11 protein-coding genes and 1 pseudogene are annotated in these 15,000 nt (G+C 50.1%); 10 read left to right on the top strand and 2 right to left on the bottom strand.

Features of this window, described 5'->3' with window-relative positions:
* Positions 1–147: 147 nt before the first annotated feature.
* The 8 genes from IQ241_RS18265 to IQ241_RS18230 all read left to right on the top strand — a co-directional run bounded on the left by IQ241_RS18265 (position 148) and on the right by IQ241_RS18230 (position 11,205).
* Positions 148–2,139 (top strand): DICT sensory domain-containing protein, encoded by a 1,992-nt coding sequence (locus IQ241_RS18265; protein ID WP_193909950.1) that lies wholly within the window; start codon positions 148–150, stop codon positions 2,137–2,139.
* Positions 2,140–2,176: 37 nt separating this feature from the next.
* Complete coding sequence (locus IQ241_RS18260; protein ID WP_193909948.1) at positions 2,177–3,805, top strand: ArnT family glycosyltransferase; 1,629 nt, start codon at positions 2,177–2,179, stop codon at positions 3,803–3,805.
* Between the two features lie 2 nt (positions 3,806–3,807).
* The gene (locus IQ241_RS18255; RefSeq protein ID WP_322743696.1) at positions 3,808–5,277 is read left to right on the top strand and encodes a glycosyltransferase; all 1,470 of its coding nucleotides are present in this window, start codon (positions 3,808–3,810) and stop codon (positions 5,275–5,277) included.
* Between the two features lie 207 nt (positions 5,278–5,484).
* Positions 5,485–5,973 (top strand): hypothetical protein, encoded by a 489-nt coding sequence (locus IQ241_RS18250; protein WP_193909946.1) that lies wholly within the window; start codon positions 5,485–5,487, stop codon positions 5,971–5,973.
* 157 nt (positions 5,974–6,130) lie between these two features.
* Positions 6,131–6,424 (top strand): TRADD-N-associated membrane domain-containing protein, encoded by a 294-nt coding sequence (locus tag IQ241_RS18245; RefSeq protein ID WP_193909945.1) that lies wholly within the window; start codon positions 6,131–6,133, stop codon positions 6,422–6,424.
* Between the two features lie 202 nt (positions 6,425–6,626).
* Positions 6,627–10,535 carry an NACHT domain-containing protein gene (locus IQ241_RS18240; protein ID WP_228021828.1) on the top strand — a complete coding sequence of 1,303 codons (3,909 nt, stop codon included), beginning with the start codon at positions 6,627–6,629 and terminating at the stop codon, positions 10,533–10,535.
* 23 nt (positions 10,536–10,558) lie between these two features.
* Positions 10,559–10,801, top strand: coding sequence for a hypothetical protein (locus tag IQ241_RS18235; protein ID WP_193909940.1), 243 nt, complete (start codon positions 10,559–10,561; stop codon positions 10,799–10,801).
* Positions 10,801–11,205 carry a type II toxin-antitoxin system VapC family toxin gene (locus tag IQ241_RS18230; RefSeq protein WP_193909938.1) on the top strand — a complete coding sequence of 135 codons (405 nt, stop codon included), beginning with the start codon at positions 10,801–10,803 and terminating at the stop codon, positions 11,203–11,205. Before IQ241_RS18235 ends, IQ241_RS18230 begins: the two co-directional genes overlap by 1 nt.
* Before the next feature lie 37 nt (positions 11,206–11,242).
* Here the strand turns inward: IQ241_RS18230 and IQ241_RS18225 are convergent, their stop codons facing one another.
* The gene (locus tag IQ241_RS18225) at positions 11,243–11,668 is read right to left on the bottom strand and encodes a hypothetical protein (protein ID WP_193909936.1); all 426 of its coding nucleotides are present in this window, start codon (positions 11,666–11,668) and stop codon (positions 11,243–11,245) included.
* A gap of 52 nt (positions 11,669–11,720) precedes the next feature.
* Positions 11,721–11,873: a hypothetical protein gene (locus IQ241_RS18220; RefSeq protein WP_193909934.1), complete on the bottom strand. Its 153-nt coding sequence runs from the start codon at positions 11,871–11,873 to the stop codon at positions 11,721–11,723.
* Positions 11,874–12,227: 354 nt separating this feature from the next.
* Here IQ241_RS18220 and IQ241_RS18215 point away from each other — a divergent pair, with 354 nt between their 5' ends.
* A complete protein-coding gene (locus IQ241_RS18215; RefSeq protein WP_193909932.1) occupies positions 12,228–14,681 on the top strand; it encodes a hypothetical protein in 2,454 nt (817 codons plus the stop codon).
* A 153-nt stretch (positions 14,682–14,834) separates the two neighbouring features.
* Positions 14,835–15,000: pseudogene (locus IQ241_RS18210) on the top strand (transposase); the annotation flags it as partial.

Below are 15,000 nucleotides of genomic sequence, written 5' to 3'. Positions count from 1 at the left end.
CGCCGCCTATCTGCCTAGAGACTTGCTGACATCACAGAACATCTGTCAACCCAACGCAGGAATCGTAACGATCCCGAAATATTGGCCGCTCAATCGGCCGCTTGCGCTGAAAATAAACGGAGCGGTGTACTTACCTGAACGGCGTTCATGGGTATTTCAACTTCCGTTGTGGAAGAGCTAATGGCGGCCCTACCTGCCCTGAGGCCCCAGACCTACTTTAAGACGTCGCTGACGGCGCTTTCCCATGCTATGGAAGATCAGGTATTAGCCGGGGCAGAACGACCCTTGGTGATTGCCAGCTTCCAGCAAGAGCGCTTCTATCGCCAGGAAGCCCATCGCTACGAGCGGATTGCCGAAGTCACCGACCAGGTCTATGTGCTGGCAGCGGCGGAAACCAGCTTTGGCAGCCAGTCTGGCAATTACGAAACGGTTGCCTTTGAGCAGGATGACACGCTCACCCAGGAATGGCATCTGATTGTGCTGGGAGAGCGCTATAGCGCCTGTCTGATCTGCCGCGAACGGCAGCCGATAGAGGGGGTTACGGTGCGATCGCAGGGTGCCCCCGCCCTAGATCAAACCCGCCGCTTTGAGGGCTTCTGGACGCTTGACCGGCAGGTCTGCCTGCGGGCTGCCGACCTGCTGCTAGCGCGGATTCAGGCCTACCGACCGCAGCTCAAGGCCAAGCTGGGCCGGGCCCGGCAGCAGTTTCTAGCCGACCTGAACGACCAGCCCGACCCGGTGCTGGAGCCCGACCCGTTTGCCCAGCGGCTGGTAACCTATCTGCAGGCGGGGCAGTATAAGCTGCTCAAGGCCTACCGGGCGATTATGTCCAAAGAGCAGCGAGAGCGGCTGATCAACTCGATTACCTCAGCGATTCGGCAATCGCTCAACCCGGCTGAAATTTTTGCGATCGCGGTCCAGGAGCTGGGCCAGGCCCTGGCGATCAGCCGCTGCATCATCTACCGCTGCGGCGCTGAGACCGACAATGTCCAAATTCAGCATGAATATCGTCAGCCCACCGTCAGCGCGCTGGCGGGGCAAACCTGGCCCTTGCAGGACAACCCCCTCTACCAGTGGGTGCGCCAGCGGCAGGCGACGCTAGCCATCGAAGATACGCAGGCCGACAGGGCGGCGGATCTGTCGCTGAAGCCGGTGCAGCGGCGGCTGGCCCACTGGCAGGTGAGCGCCTGCCTGCTGGTGCCGCTGATCTACCAAAAGCGGCTGCTGGGCATGGTCGAGCTCCACCTCTGCCAGCCCGAGCCCCGGGTCTGGAGCGACCATGAGATTGAGCTGGTAGAAGCGATCGCGGCTCAGCTCAGCGTTGCCCTGATCCAGGCGGAAGCCTACGCCAACCTAGAAGACCTGAACCAGCAGCTGGCGGCCCTAGAGCGTACCCGCAGCAACCTGATTGCAATCACCGGCCACGAGCTGCGGACGCCGCTCTCGACTATCCGCGTCTGCCTGGAGAGCCTGAATACCGAACCCGATATGCCTACCGACATGCAGCAGGTGATGCTCGAAACGGCGATTACCGACGCCGAGCGGATGCGCAAGCTGGTGCAGGACTTTCTCACCCTGTCTCGGATAGAAAGCGGTCGGATTGAGTGGAACCTGGAGTCGCTGTCGCTACAGGAATGTATCGACTTGGCCCTGAGCAGCCGCCGGGCGCGGTCGGCGGAAGAACGGCAGCTGCCGATTCGGGTCCAGCTGCCGCCCAAGCTGCCCTGCATTCGGGCCGACGGCGAATGGATGGTCGAGGTGCTCTCTAAACTGATTGACAATGCCTGCAAGTTTACCGATGCTGACGGTGAGGTGAGGATTCAGGCTGCGCTGCGGGATGGCCTGGTTGAGGTGACGGTGGCGGACACCGGTCGCGGCATTGAGCCCAACCGACTGGAGACCGTATTCGAACGGTTTTATCAAGAAGAGGGAGCACTGCGCCGCTCCGTCGGCGGCACCGGCCTCGGGCTAGCGATCTGCCGACAGATTATCGAGGGCCTGGGCGGTCAGATCTGGGCCACCTCCGCCGGGAAAAATCAGGGCACCCAGATTCATTTCACCCTACCGCGCAGCGAGGACAGGAGCTATGCGGACAAGCCGCGATCGCGCACCCCGGCCCGCAAAGCCAAAGTAAAATAGCCCGATTCCGCCTCTACTGCCCCGCGTCATCTTCCCCATGCCGTCCCGCTATTTCTCCCTGCTGTCGCTGTTGCTCTGGGCTGGACTGCTGCTGCTGGTCCGCAGTCCTGAGCAGAGTTTGCTGCCCCACGACGAGGGCTACTATGCCCTGCAAGGGCGCTGGATTATGACCTCCGGGGACTGGCTGACGGTGTCCTGGTGGGGCGACCCGGTCTATGACCGGGCGATCGGTCTACAGTGGCTGATTGCGCTGGCCTATCAGCTCTTCGGCAGCCGCGAGGGGGTGGCCCGGCTGCCGAGCACGCTGGCCTGCCTGGGCAGCGTCTGGCTGACCTATGAGCTGGGGCAGCGCTGGCTGGGCCAGCGGGCTGCCTGGTGGGGAGCGGCGATCCTAGCGGTAACGCCAATTTGGATTCAGGCGGGGCGGCTGGCGATGCAGGATATGCCGCTGGTGTTTGTGGAGCTGCTGGGGATTTGGGCCTTACTGAAGGCAGAGGAGCAGTCCGGGCAGCGAATCGCCTGGGGAATATTAGCCGGTAGCACGGTGGGGCTAGGCTTTCTATTCAAGAGCTTTATGATTGTGCTGCCGCTGGTAGCCCTGCTGCCCTACCTGGTGGTGAGCCATCGCCGCCACCTGCTCAATCCGGGGCTCTATGTCGGGCTGGTGCTGGGCGGGCTACCGCCGGCGCTCTGGCTGGGGCTGAGCGTTGACAAGTACGGGCTGCTGCCGCTCCAGCAGATGTTTGGCAAGCTGCTGCTGCTGTCCAAAGATTACGAGATTGAGTCTAGCCCGCTCTACTATCTCTGGAGCATTCCGGCCAACGGCGCCCCCTGGCCGCTGCTCGCGATCGCGGGTCTCTGGCTGGCCTGGCCGCTGCCCGATAAGCGCAAATGGCTGTGGCTGGGCTATCCGCTGATCATGCTGGCCGAGCTCAGCTACTTCGACACCCGCACCTGGTATTACCCCCTGCAAATTTATCCGTTTATTGCGCTGCTGGCGGCAATTCCCCTCGAGGAACTGGCCCGGCGCTACCGGCGGGCCTATCGGCTGGGGCGCGAAGGCCTCATTCGCGGGCTGAGCTACGGCCTGGGTCTCTTCGGCGGCATGTTGCTAACGGCTGGAGTGATTGTCTGGGCGCTGCCGCAGCGGCTTGGGCTGGCTGCGGACGAGCGCATTTACGGTCTGCTGGGCATCGCCGCCGGGCTGGGCTGGCTAGTGCCGCTGCTGGTGTTTCGCCGCGATCGCCAGCGGTCAGCGGGCCGATGGGTCGGCCTATGGCAGGCGGGCTGGCTGCTGGGTCCCGGGCTGGCGATCGCAACCCTCTGCGTCACCGGCCTCTGGGGCAACTACAGCCCGACAGTTAAAAATGCGCTGCGCAGTCCAGACATTTCCGCCGTCCTAGCTCAGCACCCGGTTGACTTTGTGATGCCCAACGGCGGCCCCGCCAAGACCACGATTCTGATCACCTTCTATACGCCGCAGCTGGGAAAAAGGCTATCTGCCATTGAGCAGATTCCCCCGGATACCTACGCCTGGGTTGCACCAGAAGCCGCGCCTGTGCCGCCGACCTATCGGGTTCTGGCCGAGGTGAAGGATTGGCAGCTGGTGAAAACGCCGCCGACGCCGCTGCGTGGCAGAATAGGGAGTCCCTATTCGGAATCCTAGCTGTGACGCGAGCGCCGATCCGCTCTGAGGTGAGCGATAAGCAGTCCCTTAAGGCTCAGACCCGGGCCTATTTTGACCGGGTAGCGCCGGAGATCGACCGCTGGCGCGATCGCAGTCGCTACTACTACCGCGACCTGGAACGGCTGCACCAGTTTGTGATTCCGCCCGGCAGCCGGGTGCTGGAGATCGGCTGCGGCACCGGAGAGCTGCTGCGGGCGGTGGCTCCGTCCGTTGGAGTGGGCGTCGATCTGTCGCCGGGGATGGTCGCGATCGCGCAGCAAAAGTACCCCCGGCTCCAGTTTTGCTGCGCCGATGCGGAAACGCTCACATCCGGTCAGCTGGGCCATCCGGACCCCTTTGACTACATTGTTTTATCCGACACGCTGGGCCACCTCAGCGATATTCAGGCCGTCCTAGAATGTCTCCAGCCTTTCTGCCAGCCCCGCACCCGGCTGATTCTGACCTTCCACAACTACCTTTGGGAGCCGCTTTTACGACTGGGAGAAGCGGTGGGACTGCGCCGCCCCCAGCCGCCACAAAACTGGCTGTCAATGGATGACGTGACTAACCTGCTCACGATTACCGGCTACCGACCGCTGAAGCGGGGACGGCGCTTGCTGCTGCCCAAGCGGGTGCCAATCATTGCGGATTTAGTCAATCGCTACCTGTCGCCGCTGCCAGGGATTCGGCATCTAGACCTGATTAACTATGTGATTGCCCGCCCGCCTGCCGTCGCTGACGCCGAACAGCCGACCTGCTCGGTGATTATTCCAGCTCGGAATGAGGCCGGGAATGTGGAGGACGCGATCGCGCGGATGCCGCTGCTGGGACGCCATACCGAAGTCATCTGGGTAGAAGGCCATTCTCAGGATGAGACCTGGGCCACCATTCAGCAAACGCTGCAGGACTATCGCGGGCCGCTGACGCTGCGGGCCTATCAGCAAAGCGGACAGGGCAAGGCCGACGCGGTGCGGCTGGGCTTCGACAAAGCCACGGGTGACGTGCTGATGATTCTAGACGCCGACCTGACGGTACCACCTGAAGACCTGACCCATTTTTGGACCGCGATTACCACCGGTCACGGCGAATTTATCAACGGCTCGCGGCTGGTCTATCCCCGCTCCAGGCAGGCCATGCCTTGGCTGAATACGGTCGCCAACAAAATTTTTGCGCTGCTCTTCTCATTTCTACTAGAGCAACCGCTCAAAGATACGCTCTGCGGCACCAAAGTTCTCTGGCGCAGCGATTACGAGCGCATCGCCGCCGGACGCAGCTACTTCGGCGATTTCGACCCCTTTGGCGACTTCGACCTGCTGTTCGGTGCCGCCAAGCTCAATTTAGACCTGGTCGAGGTCCCGATTCGCTATCAGCCCCGCAGCTACGGCGCGTCGAATATTGCTCACGTTAAGGAGGGGCTGGTGCTGCTACGTATGTGTGCCTACGCCAGCCGCAAGCTAAAATTTATCCCATAACTGCTTGATCGCTCTGTTTAGCCTTGAAATGAGCTGATGACTTAAAACCTGGAGCTAATCCAGCAGCGAAAGCCATACATATTGTGTAAGTAAACACACATACAGAATTCAATCACTATATATAGCGCCCCAAACCTTGCGAATCTCGCCAGTCTTTGTTAGCGTATACGAGAATTGAAAGAAAACTCAGGTATTGGGGAAGTAAATATGCCAGAATCCCTTGAGCAGCAACGTCGGGCCATCGAGGCTGACATAGCTAAGCGCAAGCATCAGCTAGCCGAACAAGAGGCTGAGCTGATGCATCTTCAAGTGTTGATACCGCAACTCAGAGCTGCGATCGCAAATCATGAATCCATTCTTACCTCTGTTATCCGAGAGCTGGATGCTGAGCAAACTATCTACAGCTCGGATTTGACAATACATCGAAGTCCAATGGATATGATACGTCCTGAATACAAGGGCATGAAATTAGGTGACATTGCAGCTCATGTTTTGGAGACTTGCCAAATCCCTTTGACGACGACTGAATTAGCTCGCCGCATTTACGAAGCGAAGAACGATGATGAGCTTAGCCGAGCTAGAAACTCTCTATCTGCCGAACTACGTGGTGGCGTAAAAAGCACTCATCCTAGATGGCAAAAAATTGGCCGTAATGCCTACGCAAGCTTGCAATATTCTCAGGAGGAAGCTGCTTAGTGAAACAACATAGCTGATAACGTCCAATGAAATAGCTCGACACCCATTTCGAGCGCCGAGCTGTCTTTTTGGTTATTTTCAGCTTATCACAGCCTCGATGAGCACTGCTTAGGGTGTTGGGTAGTTCTCATGCAAAACACGCATTCATCGAGGAAAAATGAAAAATCAGCCGTCTGATCCATACCAAGATATTGAGCTAGACGCCTACAAAGAGATGTTGCGTCAGGCAAAGCAAACTTTTAACATGCACTGCCTCGGAGTGGTAGTCTGTGCCATACTCACAGCAGGAGGCGTATATGCCTTCCTAAAAAGTGGTCGAGTAGTAGAGGTAGCCATTACTGGAGCAGCAGGAACCGGAACTCTTTGCTTCGGAAAGTTAGCAAGGGACTCTATCAAAGAATCAGAACGTAGGTTGACTAAAATCATCAAACAAGTCAAAACTGCTCGCTAAGCAAAGGCACTATGCTAAAACTGAAGCAGAGCAGCTGTCTAGCAGGCTATATGTTACGAGTTACGGTTGAGTAGAAAATTTTGCTCAAATGACTACATAAACTAAGTAGATAAAAGTCACTCAGCTTAAATAGCTGTTCAAGATGTCGAAACAGGTGTATAGCTGGAAAAGGTTTTGGTGTCCTCGGTCAGGTAGCATAAACTTGGCTGATGGTGGATATCTGTGTGATCCTGACGCGAAGTGGGGAAAAGCATATAACCCAGATCTGGTGAGTTTAGCAGCGATCACTAATATTCCATGCCTAGGCTTATTGGGGGAACCAGGTATCGGCAAATCTCAGGAATTGAAAAACCTCAAAGCGCTCACAGAGCAGATACGGAATTCTAGTCAAATCTTAGAACTTAATCTCCGATCCTGTGCAAACCTAAAAGAGGAGCTGTTCAAAGATGAAACCTTTACTAATTGGCTCGGGGGTAGTCATCATCTTTATTTGTTCCTTGATAGTCTTGATGAAGGACTTTTGAGCATCCCGACACTAGCGACGGGTTTAATTGATGAGCTTAAGAAGCCAAAATATCAGGATCATATTAATCGTCTCCATCTCCGTCTAGCGTGTAGAATATTCGTATTTCCGGCAATCCTAGAAGAAGGTCTGAAGGAGCTTTGGAAAGAAGATTGCTTTGCAATTTATAAGTTAGCTCCACTTCGTCGTATAGATGTTATCGAAGCCGCGAATGCTGAAGGCTTTTCTTCTGATGATTTTCTAAAGGAGATTGGACAGAAGGATGTTGTATCGCTAGCGATTAAACCAATCACCCTAAGATTTTTACTAAATATATATGGCCGTCATAATGGTCAATTCCCTCCAAATCAAAAACTTTATGAACTTTATCTTGAGGGATGCAAGCTTCTCTGTGAGGAAGTGAGTGAAAGCCGTCAAGCTTCAAACCGAGTAGGTAACCTAGATGCTGATCAACGCCTGATCGTCGCCGCTCGAATTGCAGCTATTACTGTCTTTACCAACCGATTTGCTGTGTGGACTGGTGTTGATCAGGGGAATATACCCGATGAAGATGTCCTTCTTCAAAGGTTATGTTTCGGCTGCGAAGAGGTCAATGAAAAGGAATTTGAGGTTACTAGGGAAGCAATTAAAGAAGTTTTAGATACTGGTTTGTTCTCATCTCGTGGGTTACATCGAATGGGATGGATGCATCAAACCTACGCTGAATTTCTAGCCGCTTGGTATTTGGTACAACATGAAATACCTCTTATTCAGGTTACAGAATTAATTTTTTCATCTGAAGTTTCAGACCGCAAGCTAATTCCTCAGCTTCATGAAACGGCTGCATGGCTGGCTAGCATGAGATCAAATATTCTTCAAGAAGTTATCAAAACTGACCCAGATGTTATTTTGCACACTGATGTGCCGACTGATGCACAGGTTAGAGCATCAATTGTAGATAACTTACTGACACAGTTTGAAGAAGGGAAACTATTTGATATAGGTAGAAATAACTTTCGTAACTATGGGAAGCTTAAGCATCCTCGATTAGTTGAGCAACTACGCCCTTATATCTGTGTTCCTAGTAAGCAGGTTTATGCACGGGATCTAGCCATTTATATTGCCGAAGTGTGTGAAGTCGCTGAGCTTCAGCAAGAATTAGCGGAACTTGCTCTTGACTCAACACAATTAATTTATTTAAGAGTGAGCGCAGCCAAAGCAATTTGCTCAGTTGGTGATGCAACTACAAGGCCGAAGCTAAAGCCTCTTGCGATTGGACACCTGCCAGAAGATGAAGACGATCGACTCAAAGGATATGCTTTGAAAGCGATCTGGCCAGATCATCTGACCGCAACTGAATTATTCAATTCTCTGACACGACCCAAAAAAAGAAATTTTTTTTGTGGGTATCAATGGTTTCTCAATTATGAATTGGTTCCACAACTTCAACTTCAACCAGATGATTTGGTAGCTGCTCTTAACTGGCTTGAAGGGCAAGGTCTACGATGCCTCGGATACCCGTTTGAGAAACTTGGGGATGAAATTCTCTTAAAAGCATGGGAAAACCTTGATTTACCTGGAGTAGCAGAAAGCTTTACTCAAGCAGCTCTAGTCCAATGGAGAGAGCATCAAGAACTTATTACTGATGGTGATAAGCCAAAAGAAAAATTCGCGTCATCACTACTGAGTGAAGCTTGGAAACGACTTGCATTAGTTGAGCAAGCAGTTTTAGTTACTTCAAAAACTCAAGAAAATCCATCTTTTCTATTCAGCACTCTAACTGAAAAATTTTTAACTTCAGAAGATGTTTTTTGGATGCTTGAAAGGCTTCAGAATGCCTCTTGTGAAAAAGCTCGAAGGATTTGGAGTCAACTACTTGAATGGACATTTAACCCCCAAGATACGAAGCAAACAGATGCAATTATTGAAGCCTCTCAAAATAACAGCATTTTGCATGAGGTTTTTGCACATAGAATTGAGCCGATTGAATTAGATTCAGCTCAAGCTAGAAAACTAAGAGATGACTATCTTAGTTGGCAAGAAAGACGAAATCGCAGACAAAATTCCCCCTTATTAAATCCCCCACCACAAGAAAGAGTTCTCAAGCTTTTAGAAAATCTAGAAGCTGGGGATTTGGATGCCTGGTGGCAGCTTCATAGGGAAATGACTCTCAAACCTGAAAGTCAGAACTACGGTAGTGAATTTGAATTAGATCTCCCCCAGCTTCCTGGATGGCAAGAGGCAGAAGAAGCTACTCGAAGAAGAATCATTGAAGGGGCAAAGAAGTATATTCAACAAAAAGATGATGTAGATTATGGCTGGATAGGCACGAAACCCTTCAACAGACCTGCACTGGCAGGCGGTAGAGCTTTTTTGCTATTCTTACAGGAAAGCCCTGATTTCTTAGAAAATCTATCATCTGAAATATGGAAAAGATGGACGCCTGCTATTGTTGCTGCTCCCAGTAGTAATCAACATGAAGATTCCTATTTGCAATTAGTTAAGTACGCTTATCTAAATTCTTTTGAAGGATTTATCAAGACACTGATAGCACTGATTGATAAAGAGAACCAGGAGCATGACTACCTATTTGTGCTTGATCGCCTTGATAAATGTTGGGATGAGCAGTTGAAGTTGACTTTGCTGGAAAAGTCTAAAGATCCGATACTCAAACCTAAATGCGTTGGTCAACTGCTTGAAGAACTCCTGAGGCAAGGATTAACTCAAGCTAGAGACTTCGCAAAGTCTCTAATTTATTTCCCGCTGTCACCAGTTGAGAATGAGCGCGAGAAGGCTCTGATTGCTGCTAAAGTACTGATTCAAAATTCAGAGCCATCTGGTTGGTCATTTATTTGGTCACTGATTCAGCAAGACACATCTTTTGGTCGCGAAGTCCTTGAATTAGCTGCTCACGGTTACTCAAGTGGAGTTCAGCTAAATTTGACTGAAGCACAATTAGCTGATTTATACATTTGGCTAGTTCATCAATATCCTTACAGTGAAGATCCTGAGCACAGTAATGAGGTGATCGCTTACTCTGTAACAACTAGAGATGGCATTGCAAGACTAAGAGATAGTGTTTTATCGCAATTAAAAGAACGAGGAACTCCAGAAGCATGTACTGAAATCCAACGTCTTATCCAAGAACTGCCAGATGTGACGTGGCTTGGCATAACCCTGATCGATGCTCAGGTGAATATGCGCCGTATGACCTGGCACCCTATGACACCAGAAAAGCTTCTTCAGTTTGTAATTAGTCCAGACCCTTCAAATTCAGACTTATCTAATCAACTAGAAACGATAGATCAAAGAACAAAGAAAATGGAAGATGATCCTAAAGTCGAAAACACCTTGAATATTTCAGACTCATATATTAACGCTCCTGTTGGCAACATTGGTGAAACTCATAGCCATGTGACTCTCCCTAGTTCTAATACTGGGAATAGTACCACTGATAAGAAAGTAATTAACTGGGTATTCTTGCTCACCGTGATTGGAATCATAGCTAGCATGATGGTCAGTGGTGCATTTAACGAAGAATTTAGGCAGTTGCTCAATCATGCGTTCTCTCCTCAAATTCAACAGGAATCTACTCCACAAGCAGATTAAATAACCTCTGGCAGGATGAAGTCATGCAAATCATAATTGATTTACCACCTGATCTTGAACAAGATCTGATTCGTCAAGCAGCAGAAACTAATATTCCGCTTCAAACCTTGATTCTGCAAGCCTTGCGTCGGGTGATTCAAACACCTCCTGTTTCTACTTCTCAATGGCCAGAGGCGATCTTGTCCCATGAGGGAATTCCTGACTTTCCTGCGTTTGAGTCCTATCGCGACGAGCTTCTTGCACCGCCTGAACTGGAGCTATTCTGATGCGGTATTTACTTGATACCTGCGTCATTAGCGACTTCATCAAGGGTGAGGCTAGCACTCAAACCAGGCTCAAGAAAACTCCACCTACTGATGTTGGCGTTTCCGCAATTACGGTCATGGAATTACGCTTCGGCCTAGCAATCAATCCGCAGCGTGCTCAGAAGGTTCAACCAGCAATTTCCAGCTTTCTAGACTCTGTAACCATTCTTCAGTTCGGCAATGGAGAAGCTGAACGAGCAGCTCAGATTCGTTCTGTTCTAAAATCTCAGAGACGGCCGATTGGTGCCTACGATGTCTTGATTGCGGCTACTGCGCTTCAGCACAATCTGCTCATGGTCACAGCAAATCAACGAGAATTTGATCGAGTCCCTGGTCTACAGACCGAAAACTGGCGGCAGGGCTAAAGGATTAAGCTACTGATATATGCCTTCCTCGGAATGCTCACTGAGGGGTTGACAGCTCTTGCAGTGTCGGCACTCTCTGCCCGCGCCAACGCAATATCGACCATGCATAGGCTTTACAGAGCATGAGTTGATCAGCAGCCTGTCTGAGCTCTGATAGCTCCTGACGTTCTGACTCAGTGATTAGGGCCGACTCATTTTTCTCTAGCAGCTCAGCTTGACGCCTGTAATCAACGGGTTCCACTTCCGCCTGCGCAATCTCAAATAGCGCCTCAGTTTCTAAGGTTTGCATCCTCAGCAGCTCCAGTCGCAGCTCGGGTGAAGCATTATCAGCTGAGGGAGGAAGATTGCTGATTACACTTTGGGCAGCGAGCGCTTCAATGGGCTGCGCTGTCTCCTCGGCAATCCGTACCAGCTGACGATACACGGACTCTGGAAGTTCAATGAGCACTCGCTGCATGACCATACGGACGACTTCATAGTGAGTTCAACTTAATTTTAGCCCACTCCATTTTTTGCTACGCCATTTCCTTAGGATGGCGATCGCCATGAAACAGGATGAAGTCCCGGATGTAGTAGACACAGGATTTCTCGATAGACAGGCTGAAATGCTTCAGCCGAATAGACTCCCTCACCTGATCTAGCAGGCGAGGTGACTGGGATTGCGTCATAGCTTTAGTACTAAATAACTTCGGCATTCGGGGTGTTATCTAGCCCAAATGACCGATAAGACCCTAATCACTAGGATTAACTATCGTATGTGCTTTATAACACCCGGATTTCCCAGACTTATTCGGCAAAGTTTCGATATAATTCCAGGAAAGCAAGGTATTATCTAGCAGATTTTCTAGATAACTTCTGCGGGGAGGGGTATTATCTAGCAGATCTGCTGTTGAAGTAATAGTTAGATTTCCTCAATTTCTGCCCCCGATCCGTCAGAATGGAAAGATTCTGAGAAGAAGCAGGGTTATGGTTATGAAGTTCATGGTTGTGCATTGAAACTACAAAATTGACGAGGTGCAAGTATGTCATTCGAGCGTGTCCACCGATCCAAATCCCAAAGTCCTCAAGTCTCATCAAGCACGTCTCAGTTTGCACCTCGTCCGTTTTCTATCCGGGAACCTAAACGCCTTCCAACGCAGGAAGATATAGAGAACGAAGCTTTTCAGCAGAATAAGTTTGAGGCGTTTGGACTCCAGCTAAAGGAGAAGCACGGCACCATCACACCTGTAGAGCAAGAAAGACTGGGTGTGCTACAAGCTAAGATGGATGGCTTCTGGGCACAACGGATGGAACGGGCGAAAGCTCAACCAAACTTTTTGGAAATCCTTATTCGTAATGCCCAAACCACACAAGCAACTGAACCATCGGCACCCGTTCAGCCTAAGTTGACTATCGGGGCACCGAATGACCTGTATGAGCAAGAGGCGGATCGAGTAGCATCCCAGGTGGTAGAACAGATCCATGCCCCCGCAACCGCCCAGTCAACTCTAGGGGAGTTGGTACAGCAACAGGAAGAAGACGAGGAACTACAGGCGAAACAGAGCATTTCTGACCTCCAGAGATCGCCATTTGCCCTAACAGACGAGCCAGAAGAAAAGCCCGAAGCGGCAGACCTCCAAGCGAAGTCAACCCTACAGCATGGGATCGCAGTCGGGGAAGCATCAACGGATTTAGCATCGGCGATTAATAGCGCCAGGGGTGGGGGACAGCCTCTAGACGCCAGTCTGCAAGGGGCTATGGGACAAGAGAAAGCAATCCATATATCTGAGAGCGAACCTACGCAGCATTTAGATAGTATAACTGTGCTTCAATCAAATACCGCAGAGACTGCAACCATACAACGTAAGGGCGATCAACCTTTAATGACTCAGATACGGAATCATAAGACGTTGGTAGGTTGGGCAATGAGTAAAATCGGAGATGCATTGACGGGTTATGATCCTGATCTCCAACCTCTATTCAAAAAAATTAATGATTATGACCGCTCAAAGGATGGTAGACCTCGCACTCAAAATGCCGCAATAATAGCAATGGTGAACGACCTCCAACAATGGCTAAATAATAATAATGCTGGTGGGATTCAGACAGAAGATGTGAAAAATTATACAGAACTTAATTACATATTGATCAACGAGAGAAATATAACTGACGCACAAGCTAAGCGATTAGAAAAATACAGTGCAGATCCTAACAGTCCCTATCAACAAATGACAGATGAAGGGATGTTATGGTCACAAGCCGGTTTGGAACACAGCACGGATAAACTCGGCAAAACGGGCAAGGCATATTTTGAAGAACTATCTAATATGAATGTAGAATCGATAAAAAAAGAGGAATCTGTCAATAAATTAAACCAGTTTTCCTGGTATTCAGATTTTGTGGAAGCAGCGAAACAGGCTCTTTCAAATGCTGTCGTAAATCACTACACTACTTCAGTACGTGTAATGCTAATGCTAAATAGTGGGATGAAATCAAAAATAATGTTAGAGAAAGATATACCCACATTTAAGCATAATACAAGCATTTATGATGATCTCGGTCTAGCAAATGGTGGATTCCTTTTCTTCTTCATCGAGTCACCAAATGCACCACTCCGAGGTACACGCTTTGCACAAGGAGATGACAATGCTGATCCTGCAAGAATCTCAATCCCGATACAAGAGTCTGGACTGCTAACAAATGGTTGGATCATGTTAAGTGACTTTGCTCAGCGTGAATACCCAGATATTATGACGACCAATAAGGGTGACGAGTATACCTCGTGGTTACCCACTCGCAAGAAAGAGCAGCAAGAGCTACAGCCTACCTTCACTAAGCAGGTAAGACATTTTGAACCTGGATTGGAACCCTTAACTGAGAACGATATAGAAAAAATGGCATCTATGACGAGTAGTAAGAGACAGGCTTACTCTGCTGTTGCTCCTCAAGCAAGTGGCGACAAGGACAGTAAACAGGTTTATACCGGACCTGATCTTGTGGGCAAGTTAGAAATTGCAGATAGACTATTTAATAATGTATTAGTTGGTAAAGATATTATTCCTGGCTTGGCTCATCGAGTAGGCTTAGAAGTCGCGCGAATTTACGCTGTCAATAAGGCATTAGGAGACAAGTTGAGTAAGCTGCGTGGTGATGAGTTAATGTTGTTCATTCTAAAGGATTCCTTCAGACCACAAGCTATGATTCCTAATAGCTTGAACCTTACAGAAGATTATGTGCAGCCGCATCCAAGAGCAAATCAGCTTTTGATGGAAATGACGGAGAAGATTCTAGATATTGGAGAACGATTGAAAAAATCAGACTCTGAGATTATGGGTGTTATAGATAAAAAAATGACTGAAATAATGTACCTTGGGAAACATAAGATGCATGAGCAAGTGCAGGGAATGAAGAGGTTTTTAGAAGAACTCCAGCAAAGAGTACCCGAGTCATCCAAAGAATGGAGAAAATCGGAAAATGGGCGGATCTCTTTCATGTAAACTACATGATGACACGGAAGGCTAACACTGCCTTGGTGCGGACGGTATTGCAGCTATCGGTGGCTTTGTTGCACAAATCGTTCGATAGGCAGTTGTGATGAGCAAGAATGAATCGATACGGTTGAGATAATAGTCGAAGTAAGGGAGAGCATGAAAAGCCGCTACCGCATCTGCAACTGGTCAGAGTATCATGCCGCCTTGGAGGCCCGAGGGAGCCTGACCGTTTGGATAGATGAAGGGGTGCTGAGCGCCTGGAAGAACAAGCAAAAGACTGGCAAGCGAGGCGCGTCGAATACCTACAGTGACCTAGCGATAGAGA

This window comes from Vasconcelosia minhoensis LEGE 07310, assembly GCF_015207255.1.
GTDB lineage: Bacteria > Cyanobacteriota > Cyanobacteriia > Phormidesmidales > Phormidesmidaceae > Vasconcelosia > Vasconcelosia minhoensis.
Note: the sequence above shows the minus strand (reverse complement) of the source record. Positions and strands in the feature narration are given on the sequence as shown.